General features: G+C 69.2%; 21 protein-coding genes. 4 read left to right on the top strand and 17 right to left on the bottom strand.

Annotation, left to right across the window (positions count from 1 at the left end):
* Positions 1 to 72 precede the first annotated feature (72 nt).
* On the top strand, positions 73 to 2,787 hold the full coding sequence (locus LG395_RS25390) for a glycoside hydrolase family 2 protein (RefSeq protein WP_225811356.1): 2,715 nt from the start codon (positions 73 to 75) through the stop codon (positions 2,785 to 2,787).
* Positions 2,788 to 2,833: 46 nt separating this feature from the next.
* Here LG395_RS25390 and LG395_RS25385 read toward each other — a convergent pair whose 3' ends face one another.
* Positions 2,834 to 4,285, bottom strand: a complete 1,452-nt coding sequence (locus tag LG395_RS25385; RefSeq protein WP_225811355.1) for a motility-associated ABC transporter substrate-binding family protein — start codon at positions 4,283 to 4,285, stop codon at positions 2,834 to 2,836.
* A gap of 863 nt (positions 4,286 to 5,148) precedes the next feature.
* On the opposite strand from LG395_RS25385, the gene LG395_RS25380 reads away from it, so the two are divergent.
* Complete coding sequence (locus tag LG395_RS25380; protein ID WP_225811354.1) at positions 5,149 to 5,376, top strand: helix-turn-helix domain-containing protein; 228 nt, start codon at positions 5,149 to 5,151, stop codon at positions 5,374 to 5,376.
* Between the two features lie 40 nt (positions 5,377 to 5,416).
* On the opposite strand, the gene LG395_RS41250 is transcribed toward LG395_RS25380, so the two are convergent.
* The 4 genes from LG395_RS41250 to LG395_RS25365 form a co-directional block, all read right to left on the bottom strand.
* Entirely contained in the window at positions 5,417 to 5,542 is a 126-nt protein-coding gene (locus tag LG395_RS41250; RefSeq protein WP_263982981.1) for a hypothetical protein, read from the bottom strand.
* Between the two features lie 35 nt (positions 5,543 to 5,577).
* Positions 5,578 to 6,024, bottom strand: a complete 447-nt coding sequence (locus LG395_RS25375; protein WP_225811408.1) for a glycine-rich domain-containing protein — start codon at positions 6,022 to 6,024, stop codon at positions 5,578 to 5,580.
* 190 nt (positions 6,025 to 6,214) lie between these two features.
* Complete coding sequence (locus LG395_RS25370) at positions 6,215 to 6,547, bottom strand: hypothetical protein (protein WP_225811353.1); 333 nt, start codon at positions 6,545 to 6,547, stop codon at positions 6,215 to 6,217.
* Between the two features lie 99 nt (positions 6,548 to 6,646).
* The gene (locus LG395_RS25365; RefSeq protein ID WP_225811352.1) at positions 6,647 to 7,831 is read right to left on the bottom strand and encodes a helix-turn-helix domain-containing protein; all 1,185 of its coding nucleotides are present in this window, start codon (positions 7,829 to 7,831) and stop codon (positions 6,647 to 6,649) included.
* A 117-nt stretch (positions 7,832 to 7,948) separates the two neighbouring features.
* Here LG395_RS25365 and LG395_RS25360 point away from each other — a divergent pair, with 117 nt between their 5' ends.
* Positions 7,949 to 8,497 (top strand): flavoprotein, encoded by a 549-nt coding sequence (locus LG395_RS25360; RefSeq protein ID WP_225811351.1) that lies wholly within the window; start codon positions 7,949 to 7,951, stop codon positions 8,495 to 8,497.
* Positions 8,498 to 8,554: 57 nt separating this feature from the next.
* Positions 8,555 to 8,686, top strand: a complete 132-nt coding sequence (locus LG395_RS25355; protein ID WP_308071329.1) for a hypothetical protein — start codon at positions 8,555 to 8,557, stop codon at positions 8,684 to 8,686.
* Positions 8,687 to 8,819: 133 nt separating this feature from the next.
* On the opposite strand, the gene LG395_RS25350 is transcribed toward LG395_RS25355, so the two are convergent.
* The 12 genes from LG395_RS25350 to LG395_RS25295 form a co-directional block, all read right to left on the bottom strand.
* Positions 8,820 to 9,230: a hypothetical protein gene (locus LG395_RS25350; RefSeq protein ID WP_225811349.1), complete on the bottom strand. Its 411-nt coding sequence runs from the start codon at positions 9,228 to 9,230 to the stop codon at positions 8,820 to 8,822.
* 362 nt (positions 9,231 to 9,592) lie between these two features.
* The gene (locus LG395_RS25345; protein WP_225811348.1) at positions 9,593 to 9,799 is read right to left on the bottom strand and encodes a hypothetical protein; all 207 of its coding nucleotides are present in this window, start codon (positions 9,797 to 9,799) and stop codon (positions 9,593 to 9,595) included.
* Positions 9,796 to 10,050 (bottom strand): hemolysin XhlA family protein, encoded by a 255-nt coding sequence (locus LG395_RS25340; RefSeq protein ID WP_225811407.1) that lies wholly within the window; start codon positions 10,048 to 10,050, stop codon positions 9,796 to 9,798. The genes LG395_RS25345 and LG395_RS25340 overlap by 4 nt, the downstream gene beginning before the upstream one ends.
* 2 nt (positions 10,051 to 10,052) lie before the next feature.
* A complete protein-coding gene (locus LG395_RS25335; RefSeq protein ID WP_225811347.1) occupies positions 10,053 to 10,289 on the bottom strand; it encodes a hypothetical protein in 237 nt (78 codons plus the stop codon).
* Positions 10,290 to 10,291: 2 nt separating this feature from the next.
* Positions 10,292 to 11,272 carry a hypothetical protein gene (locus LG395_RS25330; protein WP_225811346.1) on the bottom strand — a complete coding sequence of 327 codons (981 nt, stop codon included), beginning with the start codon at positions 11,270 to 11,272 and terminating at the stop codon, positions 10,292 to 10,294.
* A 9-nt stretch (positions 11,273 to 11,281) separates the two neighbouring features.
* Positions 11,282 to 11,479 carry a hypothetical protein gene (locus LG395_RS25325; protein WP_225811345.1) on the bottom strand — a complete coding sequence of 66 codons (198 nt, stop codon included), beginning with the start codon at positions 11,477 to 11,479 and terminating at the stop codon, positions 11,282 to 11,284.
* A gap of 12 nt (positions 11,480 to 11,491) precedes the next feature.
* Positions 11,492 to 12,055, bottom strand: coding sequence for a hypothetical protein (locus LG395_RS25320; RefSeq protein WP_225811344.1), 564 nt, complete (start codon positions 12,053 to 12,055; stop codon positions 11,492 to 11,494).
* A gap of 11 nt (positions 12,056 to 12,066) precedes the next feature.
* Complete coding sequence (locus LG395_RS25315; protein ID WP_225811343.1) at positions 12,067 to 14,922, bottom strand: hypothetical protein; 2,856 nt, start codon at positions 14,920 to 14,922, stop codon at positions 12,067 to 12,069.
* A gap of 3 nt (positions 14,923 to 14,925) precedes the next feature.
* Positions 14,926 to 15,399 carry a hypothetical protein gene (locus tag LG395_RS25310; protein WP_225811342.1) on the bottom strand — a complete coding sequence of 158 codons (474 nt, stop codon included), beginning with the start codon at positions 15,397 to 15,399 and terminating at the stop codon, positions 14,926 to 14,928.
* A gap of 45 nt (positions 15,400 to 15,444) precedes the next feature.
* Entirely contained in the window at positions 15,445 to 19,290 is a 3,846-nt protein-coding gene (locus tag LG395_RS25305; protein ID WP_225811341.1) for a phage tail protein, read from the bottom strand.
* Between the two features lie 144 nt (positions 19,291 to 19,434).
* Positions 19,435 to 19,842 carry a hypothetical protein gene (locus tag LG395_RS25300; protein ID WP_225811340.1) on the bottom strand — a complete coding sequence of 136 codons (408 nt, stop codon included), beginning with the start codon at positions 19,840 to 19,842 and terminating at the stop codon, positions 19,435 to 19,437.
* 11 nt (positions 19,843 to 19,853) lie between these two features.
* The gene (locus LG395_RS25295) at positions 19,854 to 20,261 is read right to left on the bottom strand and encodes a hypothetical protein (protein ID WP_225811339.1); all 408 of its coding nucleotides are present in this window, start codon (positions 20,259 to 20,261) and stop codon (positions 19,854 to 19,856) included.
* Positions 20,262 to 20,263 lie beyond the last annotated feature (2 nt).

The raw sequence follows: 20,263 nt of genomic DNA, 5'->3' as shown, positions 1-20,263 counted from the left end.
CACGGTCGGTGACGCGCCCTAGCGTGGCCTGAGTTAGTAAAGTTTCCTAACTTTACGAGGCTGGAGACCGCCGTGTTCCCTCGCCCCGCCCGCCGGCTCCCCATGACCGCCGCGCTCATCGCCCTGGTCGGCTCCCTGACCACCGGCGCCTGGGCCGGCCCCCGGGACACGGCGGAGCCCCACCGGCCCGCCCGGATCACCCACGTGCCCTCCGCCGCCGGCACCAGCACCCCGCTGACCGGTTACGCCGTCCAGTCCACGGCCAAGGTGGGCGACTCGGCGGCGGACGTGTCCTCCCCCGGGTACCCGGCGCGGGACTGGTATCCGGCGGGCCCGCGCTCCACGGTACTGGCGGCCCTGCTGGCGAACGGCGTCTACGCCGACCCGTTCCACTCCACCGACCAGCAGAAGATCCCCCGGGCCGACTTCGAGGTGCCCTGGTGGTACCGCGCCGACTTCACCGTCCGGGACACCCGGCAGCGCACCTCCCTCGACTTCAGCGGGGTCGTCTCGGCGGCGGACGTCTACGTCAACGGCCGGCAGGTGGCGAAGGCCGCCGAGGTGACCGGCGCCTACACCCACCACGAGCTCGACATCACCCCGCTGGTCAGGTCCGGCACCAACACGGTCGCCTTCCGCATCCGGCCCAACGACCCGCTCAAGGACCTGACCATGGGCTGGATCGACTGGATCCAGCCGCCGCCCGACCAGAACATGGGCATCGTCCGGGACGTCCTGGTCCGCAGGGGCGGCCCCGTCGCCCTGCGCGACGCGCACGTGGTCACCAAGCTGGCCGTGCCGAAGCTCGACACGGCCGACCTGACCGTCAAGGCGCGGGCCCGCAACGACACGGACGCGCCGGTCACGGCGGAGGTCGGCGGCAGCGTCGCCGGGACCGCGTTCCGCACGACGGTGTCGCTCGCCGCGCACGAGACGAGGACCGTCACCTTCTCCCCCGCCGGCACCCCCGGCCTGCACCTGACCGACCCGAAGGTGTGGTGGCCGGCCGGCATGGGCGGGCAGCCGCTGTACGACCTCGACCTCACCGCCACCGTGGCCGGCACCACGTCGGACAGCGCGCACGAGACCTTCGGCATCCGGGACGTGCAGGCACCGCTGGACTCCCACGGCGCCCGGCAGTACCGGATCAACGGCCGCAGGCTGCTGATCAAGGGCGGCGGCTGGTCCCCGGACGAGTTCCTGCGCTGGGACCCCGCCTATGTCGAGGACCGCCTGAAGTACGCCCGGGACCTGGGCCTGAACACCCTGCGTCTGGAAGGCCACCTGGAACCGGACGAGTTCTTCGGCCTGGCCGACCGCTACGGCCTGCTCACCCTGCCGGGCTGGGAGTGCTGCGACAAATGGGAGGGCCAGGTCAACGGCGGCGAGAAGGGCAACCGGTGGACCGAGGCCGACTACCCCGTCGCCCGGGCGTCCATGGCCGCCGAGGCCGCGCGGCTGCGTGACCACCCGAGCGTCATCTCCTTCCTGATCGGCAGCGACTTCGCCCCCGACGCGAGGATCGAGAAGACCTACCTGGACGCCCTGGAGTCCGCCGACTGGTCCACCCCCGTCGTCTCCTCCGCCTCCGACCGGTCCTCCCCCCGGCTCGGCAGCTCGGGCATGAAGATGACCGGCCCCTACGACTGGGTGCCGCCCGGCTACTGGTACGCCAAGCGGGAGGGCGGGGCCACCGGGTTCAACTCCGAGACCAGCGCGGGCCCCAGCATCCCCACCCTCGACACCCTGCGCCGGATGATGACGCCCGCCGAACTCGACACCCTGTGGAAGGACCCGGACGCCAGGCAGTACCACCGCTCGCCGTCCCCCGTCTTCGGCACGCTGAAGATCTACGACGACGCCCTCGCCGGCCGCTACGGCGCCCCGACCGGTCTGACCGACTACGTCCGCAAGGCCCAGCTGGCCCAGTACGAGAACGTCCGCGCCCAGTTCGAGGCGTACGGGCGCAACGCGACCGACCAGGACAGGCCCGCCACCGGCGTGATCCACTGGATGTTCAACAGCGGCTGGACGTCCCTGCACTGGCAGCTGACCGACCGCTACCTGGACCAGAACGGCTCCTACTACGGCGCGAAGAAGGCGAACGAGCCGCTGCACATCCAGTACTCCTACGACGACCGCTCGGTCGTGGTGGTGAACAACCGGCCCGCCGGCGCCGAGGGCCTCACCGCGCGGGCCACGCTGTTCGATCCCGACGGCACGCAGAGGTACGACAGGACCGTCACCGGTGTCGCGGTGGACGGCGGCGGGGCGCACCGCACACCGCTGACCCTGCCGTCCTCGGTGAGCGGGCTGGCGCGGACGTACCTGCTGCGGCTGGTGCTGACGGACGCGGACGGCAGGGAGGTGAGCCGGAACGTGTACTGGCTCTCCACCCGGCCCGACACCCTCGACTGGAACGGCACCACCTGGTACCACACGCCGACGACGAGCTACGCCGACATGAAGGGGCTCGCCTCGATGACACGGGTCCCGGTGACGGCGACGGCGACCACACGGGCCTCGGACGGCACGGCGACCACGACGGTGACCCTGCGCCACGGCGGAGGCGGGAGGACCCCGGCGCTGCTGACGGACGTGCACCTCGTGGACGAGCACGGCAAGCCGGTGCTGCCGGTGCGCTGGTCGGACAACGAGGTGAGCCTGTGGCCGGGTGAATCGGTGACGCTGACCGCCACCTACCGGACGGCCGGCCTGCGCGGCTCGGCACCGGCCGTGCGGATCTCCGGGTGGAACACGCCGGAGCGGACGGTGCCCGCGGCCTGACGCCACAGGGGGGGTGGACCTTCGCGGCCCACCCCCCTGTTCCGGTTCAGCCGACGGTGAGCGCGGTGTCGTCGAGGACGAACGACGTCTGGAGGGTGGAGCCCTCGGTGCCGGTGAACTTGACCGTCACGGTCTGGCCGGCGTAGCTCGCGAGGTTGAAGCTGCGCTGGGTGTAGCCGCTCCCCGCGTTGAGGTTCGAGTAGGTCGCGAGGGTGGACAGCACCGTTCCGCCGCTGCCCAGGACCTGCGCCTTGAGGGTGTCGTAGGCCGTCGAGGTGGTCGTCTCGGCGGTGTCGACGTGGAGGTAGAAGCTCAGGGTGGCGCTCGTGCAGCCGGCGGGGATGGTCACCGACTGCGCGAGGGTGTCGGTGCGGGCCGAGCCGTAACCGTCCAGCCAGGCCTTGTAGGAGCCGGTGCGCGCGGCCTCGCCGGTGTCGTTGGTGATCACTCCGCTGGAGGCGGTCCAGGAGGTGGCGCCGGACTCGAAGCCGGGGTTGGCCAGGAGCTGGGCGGACGTGCAGGTGCCGCCTCCGCCTCCGCCTCCGCTGCCGGTGCCGCTCGCGCCGGACAGCCACTCGGTGGCGTTGAGGGCCAGGGCCGCGTCGGTGGCGGTGGAGTCGTTCCAGCCGTCGTAGAGGGTGTTCCCGGACTGGCCGGTGCCGTCGTCGATCGGGGAACTGTCGCCCCAGAACGCCACCCGGCCGCTGCCGAAGGTGCTGGTGGCGAAGAAGACACCGGTGTTGCCGGAGTAACCGGTGCGGTACAGCAGGCCCTTGACGGCCGGGTTGTCGGCGGGCTTGAGGGTGGCGGTCGTACCGCTGGCGATCAGGCTCTTGGTCACGGTGCCGAAGGAGCCGTGCAGCACCGGGTCGTTGCTGTCGCTGATCGCGGCCGGGTGGTCGGAGCCGATGCTCAGCGAGTCGACGGAGAAACCGAACGGGTCGGTGGAGTCGACGCTGTTGTTCGTCATCAGGTCGTTGAGGATCTCGACCGCGTCGTAGCCGTCGTTGTTGCGGTCGGCGCCCGTGTGGTCGGAGATCATGAACAGACCGCCGCCGTTCTTCACGAAGTTCATGATCGCCGTCTTCTCGGCGCTCGTGAACGGCGTGTTGGGTTCCGGCAGGACCAGCGTGTCGAACTTCGACAGGTCGGTCGCTGACGTGCCGCCGTAGGCGAGGCTGGAGCCCGACGGCAGCGTCTTCAGGCTGTAGCCGCCGGTTTTCTGCAGCGCCACGCCCCAGGACGACAGGGCGCCGGTCCAGTCCGTCTCGGCGGAGGGGGTGGAGTCCTGGCCGAGCGGGTCGGGCTGGCTGGTGGAGATGATCCAGTCGGCGTTGCCGGCCGTCTCCGCATGGGCGTTGTCGAACAGGACGCGGTGCGTGGTCGCCGCGTGGGCGGGGGTGCCGGTGCCGGCCTGGAGGGCGGCTGCGGTGACCAGCAGGCCGAGGCCGGTCAGGGCGGTGGTGAACCTGCGGCGGGATCTCCCGGATCGGGGCATCCGTCGAACCTCCGTGAAGGGGTGGGGAGAGGGCGGTGGGGGCGCCAAGTCTGCGCGCGTAGAACCCGCTTGAGGGTTCTACACGCGTCGAGCGATCGAAAGGTACATGGCATGACGGACCCGTGAACAGAGGCTTCCGGGGCGACCGGGGCGGAGTGGCTCCGCTTACAGCGGGCACATACCACATCAGCGGGGATCATCAACAAGACCGTCAGGGAGGGTCGGCCATGGAGATCTCGGGCATCATCCCTGTTCTTGTCGTCCGTCCTGGTCAGGGGCGTGTCCTGCGGGAACTCCCGGGAGTGGTTGACCTGCGTTGACCAGAGTTGACCGGAGTTGACCCTAGCTCTCAAGATCTTTCCCCCATCCGTCTCCCATGGGAGAGCGGGTAGAGAGCCGAATGGCCCTCGGCGTCTGCTGCGCCGAGGGCCATCCTGATGGAACCAGGATGGGGACCTTGCCACCCGGGGAGGGGACGGAGCCCCCATCCTGGCCCACTCTGTGTAACGCGTGCATGGGGCACGTGTCACGAGCATGGTCGTCACTCGTTCGAGCGAGTTTGACTTTCGTTCAACTTGCTAGGTCGGGTTGCGCCCGCCCGGCGAGGGGGTGCTCTCGGTCGGGCGGGCGGCCCGTCCGGCGACGGACGCTGCCGTGCCGGGTCTGCCTGGGGGGTGGCATGATTGATGCGTCAAGGATCGCGTGAGACCCGAACGCCTGTGCGAACTGGCATATGCCTATCCCAGCACACAGGGCCAAGTTCCCGCTACACACCGTCTGCATTTATCTAGCGGGTTCCCCACGATCTACGATTTACCACAGCTGGTGAAGACTTCCCGGCAAGATCATTCGATCCTGCGCGGGTGCACGACCTCCCCGACTGGGTACCCCGACGGCGCATCGAGATCGGGTTACAGATCCGCGAAGCCCGCCGCGCAGCCGGCCTCTCACAGATGACCCTCGGGGAACGCATCGGCCGCGACCACAAGACGATCTCCCGATGGGAGAACGCCGTCACCGCGCCCGACCTCACGGACCTGCTACTCGTCGCAGACGCCCTCGGAGTACCCCTCGCCAACCTCGTCCGGTAGAGGGGCCCGGCCGCCCAACTCTGTCGGCCGGACCCCGCCATCAGCCCTTCGGCGAGACGATGAACGCCCGCCGCGGCTGCGGCTCCGGGTCACGCGAACCGGGCTGCTGCGCGCGTCGCCACGCCGCCACCAGGTCCGCGTACCGCGGGTCGATCCACTCGGACATGCGGCCTCCTTTCACCGGGGAGAGTAGGCCACGCGTCAGCCCTTCGGCTTCGGGATGATGACGATCGGCCCCGAGTCGTCGCTGTGCTGGCACTTCGCCGCGACCGACACGAGCGACTCGTCGCCCGGCGCCACCCACAGGTCCGTGTCCACCTCCCAACCGAGCGCCGCGATGGCCTCGCGGGTCCGGTCCAGGATCTCGGGGGCGTAGTTCTCCGGGCCGTAGCCCGGGGCATGGTGGATGAACTGGCCGCCGAGCCGCTCACACAGGTCGGCGTACATCCAGGTGTGCACGATGAGGGCGTGCCAGCCCTCGTCCACGATCCGCGACGGGACCAGCCCGCCGCCCGGATTCGCCGAGCAGGCGGCCACGAACTTGATGGCCTCCTCCACGATCCGGCCGGCCAGCTCCTCGCCCATGTCCGGGTTGGCGTCCATCACCGTGCGGCGGCAGCTGGTGAACTGCTCGTCGGTGATGAGCATCCGGGCGAAGACCGACGGCGGCTTGGGGTCGGCGGGGCCGCCGTCCGGGGTGGGTCCGGGAGGTATGGTCACGGTGTTCTCCTTCGCTGGTAGCGGATGGGAACGGCCCGGGCCGCGTTCTTCGCGGGATGCCGGCCCGGGCGCCGGTTGTGGTCCGCCGCCGGTCCAGGGGCGGTCCGGCGGCTGAGTCTCAGCGTCGTGCTTCGTGGATCGCGCGGAGCAGGCCGGTTCCGACGGGGCAGAGGCTGCTGTCGTCGGTGCACTGCTCGCAGGACTGGCCGTGCTCCAGCAGGGCGTCCATCGCCTGCTTGAGTGCGCAGGGGCGGCAGGCGCGCGGGAACCAACTGATCCGAGTGCCGACGAGACGCACCTTCCGCTCGCCCAAGTCGACCGCGGTGGCCGTGCTCAACGGTGCCCCGTCCCAGATGCAGGCGATGCCGCGTACCTGCCCCTGCGAGAGGCTGTTGAACTCGGGGAGCGGAAGGGCTGCGAGCGCGGCTGCGTTCGCGGTGTCGCTGGGCATACGTCACGCCTCCACGATCAGCACGTTTCTGTTCACGCAACTGACCGTAGAGGCAGTACAAGGTCGCAACGCTCACAGATCTGTGAGCGTTGCGACCGTCTACAGACCGACCCAGGCGGCCATGTGATTCAACGTGTCCGGGGTCCGGCGCGCCAGGTGCACCAGACCGCGGATCGTCTCGCGGGCCCCCGGGTGATACCGGGTCTGCTCCGGAGCCGCGCGGCGCGCCTCCACCAGATGCTCCAGCGCAGCCTCAGTGTGCCCGGTCTCCATCTCGGTGCGGGCCCGGTCCACGAGGAAGTGCGCCCGTCGGGACGTCGCCAGCGACGCCGGCAGCCGCATCTTCCGTGCCTGCTTCAACGCGTCGTCGTACTGGCCCATCTCCACGGCGGCGGACATGCGGTGCAGCCGGACGTTCGTCGGGCCGAAGGACAGCCAATGCACGTCAGATGCGTCCCGAGTCTGCTTGGCCAGGGTCTGCGCTTCGCTGATGTGCTGGTCGACGGCCGCGGTGTCGGCCGCTCGGGCGGCGATGACGGATGCTCCGAGGTGGAGTTGCCCGCGAACGGCGAGTGATTCGCGGGTTTCGTCGGCCTGTCCGACGATGCCGTGCCCGGCAGCAATCAGGCGCTGCCCGATCGTGTACTCCCCCTCGCGGAAGTAGACGAGGGCGCGCATGTACTGGCGGACCGCCCCGAGACACGGGTCAGAGGCCCGCTCAGCAGCCCAGGCCATCCGGTCAAGGGCGACAGCGGAGAGGTCGTAGTAGCCGAGCTTGACGGCGATGTCGTGCGCTGTCCGATAGGTAGAGGCGAGGGCCTGCCACACCTCGGTAGACGGAGCAGACCAGGCGGTGTGGGTGAGTTCAGCGATCACCGCTGGGAGAGCACGGGCAGCGTTCCGCAGTCGCGTGGCCCGTACCTCTGCGCACAGCCGGTCTGCCTCCGTAACCAGCTCGGCGGCCGGCCGTGGCCGCAGAGCGGGATCGGCGCCGAGGTCGTAGAGGTCGAGGGCTTCGCGGATGGGGCGTACCAGTTCGGCGAGCCGGTCGCGTTGTAGTTCGGTCACGTAGGGCTGTCCCGTGAGAGTGGTGACGTCGATGTTCAGGGCGCGTGCCACGGCCGCGACGAAGTCGCCGGTGGCGGGGCGTGCGCCGCACTCCACCTGGTTGAGCAGGCTGTAGGAGTAGGGGATGCGATCGGCGAGCGCGCGCTGTGTGAGCCTGGCGAGTTTCCGTTGTTCCCGGATTCGGGCGCCAGTGTGGTCGTCGTCCAGTTTGGGCATACTGGTCTCCGTTCTGAGCAGCCACTTGGAACGGTACCCATACCGAAACGTGGGTGCAGGCGTCCGCCCCCGACTCCACTCGGAGCGGGGGCGGTTGCGTGTGGTCGTATAGGGGTCATGACCTCTCGTGTGCTGTACCTGTTCGGGTCGGCGGCCCCGCCGGTCTTCGACGTAGCGAACGTGATCCGGGACGCGCAGGCTCGTGGCTTCGACGTGTGCCTCGGGCTGACGCCGACGGCGAACCGGTGGCTTGGCGAGCAGCTTCCGGCGCTCGCCGAGTTGACCGGGCACCCGGTGCGATCCGAGTACAAGCTGCCAGGTGAGCCAGACGTCTGGCCGAAGGCGGACGTGATCGCGTTCGCGCCGGCCACCTTCAACACGATCAACGCGTGGGCGCTGGGCATCACCCGGAACTTCGTGGTCGGGGTGGTCGCGGAGGGGATCGGGAAGGGCATCCCGATGGTGGCGATGCCGTGCGTGAACGCAGCCTACGTGCAGCATCGGCAGTTCGAGCGGAGCGTCGGCGAGCTGTGGGAGATGGGTGTGCGGGTGCTATACGGGGAGGGTGGGTTCGTGCCGAATCAGCCGGGTCAGGGGAAGCCGAGCGAGTACCCGTGGCATCTGGTGTTGGACGAGGCCGAGCGTGTTGTAGGGCCGGCGGCGTAGGCTTGGATCATGTCCCCCGATGTGCTGGCCTCTGGTCCTGTGCGGTCTGCTGCGGAGTTGAACGCGCAGATTCGCGCCCTGTGGTCGCATCCGGCGGTGCCTCTGTCGCGGGAGCAGCGGGCGGAGTACGAGCGGCTGTGCGCCGAGCTGGCGCGGGTACAGCGCGGGGACGTGGCCCCGGCGGCGTGACTGAGTGTCGCAGCAACAGGGGTCGCGTCCGGTTGGTGCGGGACGAGGTCGGTCACGGGTTCTCCAATCGGGTACGGTACGGCCGACGCCCCGGCTGCTTCCTTCAGCCGGGGCATCGCACTTGCTTCGGTCGTCACGCCGCTTGACGCGTCCGCTGGAGCAACGCCTCCGCGATGGTGGCGGCTTCGGCGGGGCTGGTGTCGCGGAGGTAGCGGAGCATCACGGTTTCGGCGCGGGCGATGGTCCAGCCGTTGGCCTTGGCGATCTCGTCGGCCTTGGCCTCGAACGCCTTGATGACGTCCGCGTCCGATGCCTCTTCCGTCTCGGCGGCCTCCTCGGTGGGGGCCAGTGCGGTGATGGCCGCCTCGACCTCCGCCTTGTTGGCGTGCATGCCGAGCCACTCGCCGTCGTTCCAGATGTGGTAGGCGGACATGGACCGCTCGACGGTGTAGGTCGTGCCGTTGGCGGCGATTTCCCACCGGTTGGCGTCGGCGTAGGGCCGCCCGAAGCGGTCGGTCTTGTCGGTCCACTCGATGGCAATCATTTCAGTCTCCCCTGCTAGTCGCTGGTTTCTGTACCTACAGAATGCTCTCACAGGGGACCCTTGTCAAGCGGTCACAGCAGATGGATGCTAGTTTCTGTACCTACAGACCCGAGGGGGAGAGATGGCCAGGCCAGCCACCGGCAAGACGCCACTGCGAAACATCCGAGTGCCCGACGAGCTGTGGGCCGCAGCCATGGCGGAGGCGATAGAAGAAGGGCGCTCGCTGACCGACGTCATCGTGAGCGACCTGCATCGGTACGTGACTCGGCGACGGCGCGAACGAGGTGCGCTCGACGGCGAACGAACGGGGTGACAGCAGAGGGCCCCGCCCGCGTGCTGCGGACGGAGCCCTCACCCCGCGGTCAGCGGAGGATGTGGTCGAGGTACCAGACACCGAACCCGGTCCACGCCACGGCGAAGCAGATCGCGCCCGCCTTCGTGTGGACGCGGAACCAGCGGCGGGTCGACTCCGACAGGGTGTCCCCCGCGCGGGCAGTGCGCAGGGCGTACGTCTCGAACGCCGCCCCAGCCACGATCAGGCCGCCCCACACCACATCCCCCGCGTTCACCGGCCCGCCGCCTGCCACACCGTCACCCCGAGCGAGCCGACCGCCACCACAGCCGCCAGCGACGGCAGCGGCCACCGCCCACGCTCCAGGGCCCGCAGCCTGGTCTCGTGGTCCGCGACGTCCTTGCTCAGCTCCGTGAGGCCCTGCGCGATGCCGTCCAACTTGGTCTCGACGCGGGTCAGGCCATCGCTCAAGGACCGCAGCTCCTGGTACATCTGGGCGGGCGGGATGTACACGCCCGCGTCCGGCATGCTCACTCGCGGGCCCCCGCCCCGCCGCCGTCCGTCCGCAGCCATCCCGGAAGCAGGCCCTGCACGCTGGGGAGCGCCATCACCCGCGCGAAGCCACCCGCCACCGCGAGCGCCCCCGCCACCCACGGCAGGGACTCCGGCACCCCGGACGCCGCGACGATGCCGGGCAGCGCGACCGCGACACCCACCGTCGTCTGAAGGACCGTGCGAGCGGTCGTCTTCGTGGACTCCTTCGCCATGATCAAACTCCCTTCGAGTCCGCGCCGGTGACGTTCACCGACACCTTCACCACCGCGTCCGCGATGGCCTTCTGCACCGCGGCGACCACCGTCGCGGTGTCCACGCCCGAGCCGACCAGGCTGGCCAGCTTCGTGATCGCCGCCGTCTGCGCAGCCTCCGTCGCCTTCACCTGGTCGATGCGCTTCAGGATCTCGGTGACGGAACTCGACAACGTCCACGTCGGGTTCGTCGCCGGCGCGCCCGGCACAGCGATGACGCCGTCGAGGGTCAGCACCGCCTTGGCGACCTCGTTGGGGGTGGGCATGGGGTCCTCCTCGGACGGTTGGGTGGCGCCCTTGGCCAGGGCGATGAGCTTGGCGAACGGCAGGCTGCCCGGGTCGCCGTGGTCGTTCTCCGGCACGTGCTGATGCCCGCACACGCCCTTGAACGACTCCCAGGCCGCGAACGACATCCGGGCCGGGGACGCCCCGTACGAAGCCGGCGTGACGCCAGGCCGGCGGGAGTCCGGGCCGTAGGTCAGCCACATCTCAGGGCCGACCAGAGGCACGCCGTGGTTGGCGTTCAGCCAGCGCAGGTAGTCGGCCATGTCCCGCAGGGCCCAGTCCGGCGGGTTGCCCCAGTAGATGTAGTCCTTCCCCGCGATCTTGCTGCCCCAGCGTTCGCGCTTGGAGTAGTCGCACGTGCCGTCGAATTCCGCCTGGACCACGTTCAGGGTGTTGGTCTGCACGCCACCAGCGAGGTTGCGGAGCGCGCGGCTGGAGCGGTCGATGTCGAAGTGCTGGTACCAGCGCAGCCGCTTGTTCGCCATGTCGGCGACCGCGGTCAGGTTCGGGGCCATCGATCCGCCGTCGTAGTCCGGCAGGCCGATACCCTCCGTGGTGTGCAGGACGGCGACGTTGACCTCCATGAGGTCGCCGCCCCACTTCGTCTGCCACCAGGACGACGTCGAGGCGCCTGGGTACTTCTGAGGCCCTGTGGCCATGTCGTCCTCCTAGACGGTGGTGATGACCTGCTCGAACTTTCGCGCCAGCACCGACTGCACCCCGGGCACTGCCGCGAGGCAGTCCCGGATGGCGTTGACGATGGTGATCTCGTCCACGACGTGCTGCTCCTGGTCGACCCCGCCGATCGACACCGACACCAGCGGCTCACCCGAGTTGCCCCGGCCCGTGATCTGGTAGTTCGCCACGCTCAGCTCCTCTCAGGCGACCCGCTGGAGACGGATCCAGGAATCGGTGTAGACCGTGACCGCACCGGCATCCGACGCGAGCTGCGCCCACTCCAGGGCGTACGTGCCGGCCGTCGCACCGACGCGGATGGTGCCCCACACCTGCAAGGTGAGGGGGGTGAGGCTGAGCCCGAGGCAGCCGTAGGAGCGGGGCTGGCTGATGTCGTTGCATTCGACGCGGATGGGGTAGCCGCGGGCCTGCTGCGAGTCCGTGACCAGCGTTGTGCTGCTGTTCCAGGAGATGACCGGGGAGTGGCCGACGCCCCACCCGTACCACTCGCCGAGCGTGCCGGTCGGGATGGTCCAGTCCACGTTGAAATCCGCAGCCGCCGGACCGTCGTATTTGATGATGCCGTCCATGACGTAGACCGCGCCCGCAGCGACGTCGAACTGCAGGTGCGGGTCCGCGGTGGTGGTCGTGGTCGCGATCCGCGGGGTGTCGGACGTCTTGCGGGCGACCATCGGCTGAGCGCTACGCAGCAGCGACGCGGTGATCCGCTGCCCTGCGAGGAACGTCGGGTAGGCCTCAGAAGCCAAGGGGTGCCTCCTTACAGGGCGAGGTAGGTAGGGGTAGCGAGACGGACGTCAGCGCCCGCGCTGTGGGCCTTGACGACGCCGTTGATGCTGCGCGCGCCGAGCGTGAACGTCTGCGGCGAGACGACCTGAAAGTCGTCGTACCGGATCGTCGGGCTGGCGTTGGTGCTACCAGCCAGAGACAGCGACCGGACACCCACGGCGGCGGGCGCCGTCAGTTCGGTGTCGGTCGCGGTGACCTGCCACTCCGGCGTCTCAACGTCCGACGCCGCCCAGACTTTCGCCCGCAGTAGCGACCCAACGACCTTGAAACGGAGCCGATACAGGGTGCCGGCCACGAATGTGACGCCGGGCATCGTGTACGTACCGAACGCGGTTTCGGCCGAGTTGACCCGCTTGAACACCAGCAGGGTGACCGCGTTGGCCGTCGTGAATTGCAGCTGCGCCGAGTACAGGTTCTCCGAGTCGACGTACCGGGCCAGTAGACCGCCCGTCAGGGGCGCGCCGGTCGCCAGCTGATCGGCGGTGACACTGACGTACACGTCCAGATCGCTGATCGTGGCCGGGATGACGCTACGGCGTGACAGTCCGACGGTGGCCAGGAGATGCGCGCCGACTCCGCTGCCGACCGAGTAGTCCGTTGCGGTGCCGCCGCTCGTCGTCCACGTGGTCCCGCTGTCGCTGGTGCCCCAGCCGCTGGCCACTGTGCGGGTGAACGTGTCTGTGGCCAGGTCGCTGATGCTGGTCACGCGCATGACCTCGCCGCCCACCCGGATGTTCAGCGGAAAGTCGTTGGGGTCCTTCGTCCACAGCACGGTGGCCCCGGCCGACGGCTGCACACCCACGCTCAGGTCACTGGAACCGATCGCGGCGACCAGCTCCGAGCCGTCCGTGTCGATCCGGGTCTCCGCCGCGTCCAGCACGCCGATGCTGCTGTACGGGCTGGCCGGCGCGCAGGTGAAGGTGAGCCGGTGCTCGAAGTGGGTGATCGTCTCCGACGTGCCGAGGACAAGCTGGTCGATCGTGTCAGGCGGCAGCCACGCCGGCGGGTTGACGATCTGGACGCGGTCACCGAGACGCACGCCGAGGACCGCGCGCCGCATATCCGGGCTGATCGACGGGTGGGCCAGGTTCACGCTGATCTGCGGGAACCGTGCCTCATCCACCGTGCCCAGATGAACGCGCCACGCCGCCTGATCCCGCAGCGTCGCCGAGTCCGACGAGGACAGGTTGAGCGTGTACTCCTGCCCATACGTTCCCACCCCGGCCGGGGGCAGCCCGGTCCCCAGCGTCCCGCTCGCTTCCTCGTAGCTGGCGCTCACCCCGTTGACGGTGATCGTGACCTTGTTCTGGATGTAGCGGTCGTCCTCCACCGGTACCGGAACCTGCGCGAGCTGGCCCCCGGAGTAGTCCAGCACCAGCGCGGGGTCCTGGTTGTACAGGCTGGCGCGGGTGCGGTAGCCGAGCCCGAACCCCGCGCGGGACTCGTACAGCAGGCCGCCGTCAGCGAGCGCGCATTCACGGAGGTTGTCGATCAGGTTCTGCCGGGGCTGGGCGCCCATCGGCACGGTGTCGTCCAGGTCGCCGACCCAGGTGAATGCGATCCCGGCTTCGTCGCACAGCCGCTGCATCCTGCGGCCGGCGGGCTCGCCGATGGGGTTGAGGCGGACGCCGAGCGCGTCGATCGGCGTGATGGCGTTCTCCACCGTCACGTGCCCGATCGCGACGCCCGGCAGGTTCGAGGTTCCTGCGGCGCCGGACACGGCGCGGGAGGCGGGCCCGAACTGCACGCGGGTGACGCGGACGAGCTGAGTGACGAACACGGTGTCGCTGACGGTGTACGTCTGCCCGGTGTTGACGTCCTTGAGGCGGAGCGTGCGGCTGATGTTCGCGCCGGCCTCCTGAAGCTCGACGCTGACGTACAGCAGCCGTCCGCGGACGTCGAGGTCGTGTGGGAGTTCGGCGCCGAGGACGGTGCCGTCGCTCGCGCACGTGCGGATCGTCAACGACCTGGTGCCGGTGTCGTAGTACACCTCCCAGAACTGGCTACTGCCGGGGCTGTAGTCGAGCTGGTCGATCGCGACCAAGACCTTGCCCAGCGACAGGCCGGCCGCGGGGATGTAGGCCAGGAAGCGGACCTGTGTCGCGGCGGGGTCGTCGTACTTGGGGACGCCGCCGGACAGGGTGGCGCTGGTGAGGTCGGGCAGCGGGTCCGACGCCGCGAAGCCGCTGTAGCTGGCGAGCGTTGGAACGCCGGTCCAGGTCATCGGGGAGCCGGTCGTCAGCCCGGACGCGAGGGACGTCGCCCCTGTGGGGTCCTCGCACGGCCAGTACGCCACCACGCTTGACGGCTGCGGGTTCGTGATGGCCTGGTAGATGACCGAGTGTTCTGGTGCGGGGGCCTGTGCGAGGCGGCGGAGGATGCCGTTCGCGGACAGGTCCGTCCACACGTCCGTCCCGGACTGGTCCCAGCTCGGCGCCCACTCCGACGCCTCCCCCCAGATGCGGTAGCTCTTGCCGCCGAGGCCATCCGGGACGCTGATCCGGATCGGGGTGTTCCGTCCGATCGTGCCGTAGTACGCGCCGGACGGGTTCCGCGGGGAGAACCGGCCGTCGCGGTTGTCGAGTTCCAGCGCACACGTCCCGGCTTCGGTCTGGGAGCCCTCGTCCCGGATGCCACTGGTGATCTGGATGTTGCCGCTGTCGTCACGGACCAGCGCGTACCCGGTGATGTCCACCCACGCCCCGGACACCAGCATCTCCACCTGGACCGGGTCGCCGTTGGACGCCTCACCGGACGCGCCGAGGGGGCCCGACGCGCCGCCCATGCGGCGCTGCCAGGCCATCACCCGTGCGGCGATCCCTGCCATCGGCTACTCGTCCCACACGATGAACGTGCTCATGTTGACGGCGCCGCCGAACGTGGCGCGGACGCGAAGGAACCTGCTCACGGCGACGATCGGGCGCTCGTCGGGCATCCACTGGTACAGGTAGTTGATGTCCGTCGCTCCGGCCGTGGCCGGGACGAGGTTGGCATCGAACGTCCTGGTGGCGGTGACCGTGCCCTCGGCGGTAGCCGTGTAGCCGGTACCGGTCGTGCCCAGCGTCATCAGGGACGCGGGCGCGTTCGGGTCGAGGGGCTGCACCCCGGACGCCACGTGCGCGGTGACGGTCGCCGCCACGTCCGTCTGGATCAGCTCCACCTGCCCCGCCGACGAAGGCACCCCGTCAAGGGTGAACCCCCACGCGATCAGCTGAATCTGCCGGGTCGACGGCGTGGCGATCTGAAGCATCGTCTTGATGCTCGTTCCGGTGGTGACCTTCTGCTGGGCTGACACCGTCGGCATCGGCCCGTTCCACGTCTTGTAGCGATGCACTCGTGTTCCTCTCCCTTACCGGCCGCGCGGCGGCCGGAGCGTCGCTTCGATGGATCCGCGCGTTTTCACCGCGCGGCGGCCGGTGTCGACCCACAGCTCACCGAAGTCCTTGTCGGCGATGCGGACGTGGATGACGATCGGCTGCCCGTCGCCGGCCGCCGGCGCGGCGCCTGCCGCGGCGGGTGCGCGGCGGGGTGCGGTGAGCATCGAGGCCCACGGCGCCTGGCCGGCGCCGAGCTTGCGGCGGGTGTCCGGGTTGGACCAGACGCGGGAGCCCATGGGCAGTTCGGCCAATTCGGGGCCCTGTTCGCCGACGAGGGTCAGCCCGGAGCGGAGGCCGCCGGAGGCTGCGGCGCCGACGATGCCGCCTGCGGCCTTCTTCCCGCCCTTGCCGCTCTTACCGAACGCGGCTTCGATGGCCTTCTCGATCTTCTGGCCGAGTTTGTCCATCGAGGTCTGGAGCTTCTTCTGCTGGCCCTCCAGTTGCTTGACGTACCGCTCCTGCGCCTTGATCGCCTTGTCGTACACGGCGTCCGCAGTGGTCTTGCCCGCGCTGCTGGCGGCCTTCTCGATGTCGGCTTGGTTCTTGTTGATCGTCTTGATCTCGGACGCCGACGCCTGGAGTAGCGCGCTCGCGGTCTCCAGGCCGCCACCGTCGATGCCAGCTTCAGCAACCTGCTGAATGATCGACTTGCTGAAGCCGCGCGCGCGGAGCTGCTTCAATGCGGTTGCGAACGCGGTGACCTTGTCCTTGCTGGTGCGCATCCCGGACTGGATGGAGCCCAGCGTGACCGTGCTGTCCGGTCCGGCGCCGCGGGTGATGTTCGTGCTGCTGAGGAGGTTACCCTTCACCGACGCGGCAAGCTGAGCGGACGCCGACTTGAGGTCGCTGAGCTTGGACTTGGCGCCTTCCAGCGACTTCGTGACGCTGGTGAGCTGCTTCTCCCACTTCAGCAGCGACCGGCCAGCCGAGTCGAGCTGCTTGAGCAGCCGGGACTCGGTGCTGCCGTGGGTGGCCTTCATAATGATCGAGCGCCACTGGTTCAGCGCCGACACCAGCGAGCCGAGGCTGTCGGGCTTGCCGAGGGCGTTGCCGATCTCGGAGCGGCGGTAGCCCGCCATCCACCCGAAGTGCGAGATCGTCAAGTCCCCGCGCGCCGAGCTGCGGGCCTCGGCTTCGGCCTTCGCCTGCTCCTTGGCGCGCTGCTGCGCTCGCTGCTGGGCCTTGGTGAGATGCCCGCCGCGCGCGTATCCGTCCACCTTGAACCGGCCGTCGTTGATGGCGTCGAGCATGCGCACGCCGTACTTCTTGACGGCGGACGACTTCACCACGTACTCGGTGTTCGACACGGCGGCGACCGCGCCCGAGCCCATGAACGCGAGGATGCTGTCGCTGGTGCCGGAGCCGGGGCCCTGGACGTAGCCGCCGTCCGGGAAGCTCTGGACGTCGCCGCCGTCGGCGTAGCCCTTGACGAGGCCACCCGAGGCGTAGTCGCGTTTGGCGACCTTCACGCCGCCCTGCACCGAGGTGAAGCGGTTGACGTGGTTGGTGGTGATCGTGACGCTCTTGGAGTGGAGCGCAGCGATCGCGCCGGCCACGTTCCGGATCCCGGCGAGCGCGCCGCCGGTCGCCGCGGTCACCCTGACGCTGCCGTTGGGGAGGCGCTTGACCTTGTACCCGAAGGACTCCAGGACGTCCTCGGCGCTCTTGCTGAGCGTCTTCAGCGTCACGGACTTCGCGCCCGGCGTCCGCTTCACCGCGGCGTTGAAGGCGTCCAGTCCGGCCTTCGCGTCCTCGGTGTTCATCTTGACGCGCGCGGTCTTGTTCGGGATCTTCAGGATCTGATCCGCGAGCTGCCGGGCCTGGTCGCGATTCAGGCCCATCGCCTCAGCGTTCTTGATCAACTGGGATCGGCCGCGGGAGTAGATCCCGTTGACCGTCTCCCACGACGACCCCGACTCCCGCGCGCTGGACGCCGCGCTGTCGGTCTTGTCCGCGAGATCCTGAAGCGCGGACGCGGCGTTCCTGGCCTTCTCGCTGTTGAGGTTGAGGACGCCGTTCGTCATGCTCAGCGCGCCGTGATTGTCCTTCGCCGCCTTCGCGGCGTTGTCGATGGCCGCCTCGAAACCGATCATGCCGCCGAGCCCGGTGCGCTGGACGTCGTTCAGGGCTTGGATCGCGCCCCGCAACCCGTCCGCGCTGGCCTTCTGCTGATCGAGCTTCGTCGCCGCCGCCTGCGCCGCCGTTCCGAACAGGCCCATCGACTCGGCGGTCAGCTTCGACTCAAGGGCCTGGTCAGCCAACGCGCTCTTGTAATCGTCCAGCTTGGACTTCAGCTCCTTCGAGCTGAGGCCCTGCTTCTCCATCGCCTTCGCAATGTCCTGGAACGCAGTCTTCGCCAAGTCCGCCTTGCCGCCGCGGACCATGTTCGCGAGCGCCTTGTCGACGGCGTCGAGGTTCTCCTTGGCCTCCTTCACCGGCGTGGAGTCCATGCCGACCAGGCTGGTGAGGAACTGCTGCGTCTTGTCGAGGTTGCTGGGCCTGCTCAGGGTGCGCAGCGCATCGGACAGGCCGCCCAAATCCTTGCCGTACGAGCGGAGCGCCTCCCCGGACACCTTGCCCGTCCGGCCCAAATTGCTCAGGGACGTCGTCATCCGGTCGACGTCCGGCGGTGCTTTCTTCCCGATCTCCGAGAGCTTCGTCAGGACCAGCGCCACCGCGGCGATACCGGCCACGACCACGCCGGCTTTCGCGGCGGTCCCCAGTGACAGGAACGCCGCCTTCAGCCCGGCGATGCCGCCGCCGGCAGCGGCCGACGCCGCCTGAAGCGCGGTGATCTTCGCAGCGAGTGTGGTGAAGCCGCCACCCACCGCGGCGATCCCCGCGCCCGCGAGCTTGATCAGCTTGAAGGCGGCGTAGACCTGCATCAGGTTGCCGATCAGCTCCGGAGGGACCGAAGCGACCAGCTTCGCGAACGCGTTGACGATCGTGAGCAGGCCCGGCCCGGCGTCCGCCGCGCCCTGCGCGATGTTCCCAAGGGCCTGCACCAGGTTCCCGAGCAGCTCCTTCACGGCCGGGCCTTGCGCCTTGGCGTAGGCCATGAACTCGGTCAGCGGGCCCGACGCGTTGCCCTCGGACATGACCCGAATGAAGTGGATCGCGCCGTCCGTCGCCGACTTCAGCGACGAGTTGGCGAAGTCGGCCACCTTCTTCGACAGAGCATCGAACGCGCTGGTGTTGACCGCGCCACCAGCCACGGTCATCAGCCGGTCCAGCTCCGTCGACGCGCCCTTCACCATCGGGGTCAGCTTCGGCAGGAGCGCACCGGCGACAGCCAGGCCCTTCGTGACCACCGGCATGGTGTCCCCAGCCAGTGACTTCGACCAGCTCTGGAACTGGCCCGTCAGCACCGAAAACCCTGCGGCGGCCTTCCGCGTCGCCGGGTCCAGGCTCTCGACCTGGGCCAGGTACTCGCCCTCAGCCTGCGCGGCCTCCTTGGACGCCGCCCCGTGCTTGGCCACCGCCGCGGAGTACTTCGACTGTGCGTCGTTGGCGGCCTTCATCGCCCCCATCTGGCCCTTAACGGCCAGACCGAACGCCCCAACCGCCAGACCAGCCGCGCCCGCCTGTACAGCGATCGGCACGAGCGACGCAGCCACCGGCACCGCGGCCGGCGCGAGGGAGAGGAGCGACGCCTTGATGTCGACCAGGGCGTTCGACATCGCGGAGCCGTTGCGCTGCATCTGGTTCGCCGAGGCAGCGAACCGGCCGTCGAGCGTGCGCAGGTTCCCGTTGATGTCCCGGAACCCGGCCGCGGTCTGGTTGTTGACCCGGACTGTGATCGTTACGTCGTCAGACATCGTCCACCCCCTCTCCTTGGTCGCGGGCGCCGCCCAGTTGCTCGATGGCTACGAGGCGCATGAGTTCGGTGTCCTCCGCGAGGAGGGAGGACAGGGTGTAGCCCGGGAACCTCTCCAGCAGGCCGAGGAGGTACCGGGCTCTGGTCAGCTCGCCAGGCTCTCCGACAGTGCTTCCATCGGGATGGACGCCACCTGGGACGGTTCGCCAGAGGTGGAGGTCTCGGGCAAAGGGTCGGCATCGTGGACCCCGACCAGCGTGTTGATCCAGGCGTTGTTCAGCGCGGCGACCAGGTTGTGGTCGAGGGCCTTGACCGCGTCGAGCGTGGTCGGCAGCGGCTGGTCGCGTTCGTCTTCGAGGTTCCAGGAGATGAGGTGGTCCACGAAGCGGCGCACGGAGTCGGCGCCGTTTGTCTCGCCGTCGCCGCCGTCGAGGCCGGTGACCTGCTCCCACTCGCCGTAGGACATGCCGGACAGGCGCGCCTCGACCCCGTGGAACTCGTGGCCCTCCTCGAAGCGGACCGTGTACGTCTTGGGCTTGACCTTGAATCCCATGCGCTGCGCTCCTAAGCCCAGGTCGGTACGTTGCCATCCGCAAGGGACAGCGGCACGGAGAAGGTGAGTTCACCGCTGTCGGAGCGGGTGAGCTGGTAGTCGGTGGCGATCATCTCCATGGCGAGGGTGACGCCGTTCACGGTCTGCGTGACCGTGCGCTGCACGGAGGTGCTGGGGACGGTCTTGAACACGTCGTGGCTCTGGTTGGCGGCGGCGTTGAAGACGCCGTTCAGCGTGACGGAGCCGTCGGCGAGCAGCAGCAGCCGCTCGTTCGCGGACTTGTCGACGCCGGTGATGTCCTGCACGCCGCGCGGCGTGGACATCTGCCAGTTGGTGATGTCGTTCTTGATCGCGCGGGCGGTACCCGACGCGTCGTCCACAGAGAGGACGCTCTGTCCCAGCCCGGAAGCCTTGGCCATAG

The sequence above is a fragment of the Streptomyces spinosus genome, from assembly GCF_020400655.1.
GTDB classification, from domain to species: Bacteria; Actinomycetota; Actinomycetes; order Streptomycetales; family Streptomycetaceae; genus Streptomyces; species Streptomyces argyrophylli.
This window is presented reverse-complemented; position numbering and strand designations above follow the sequence as displayed.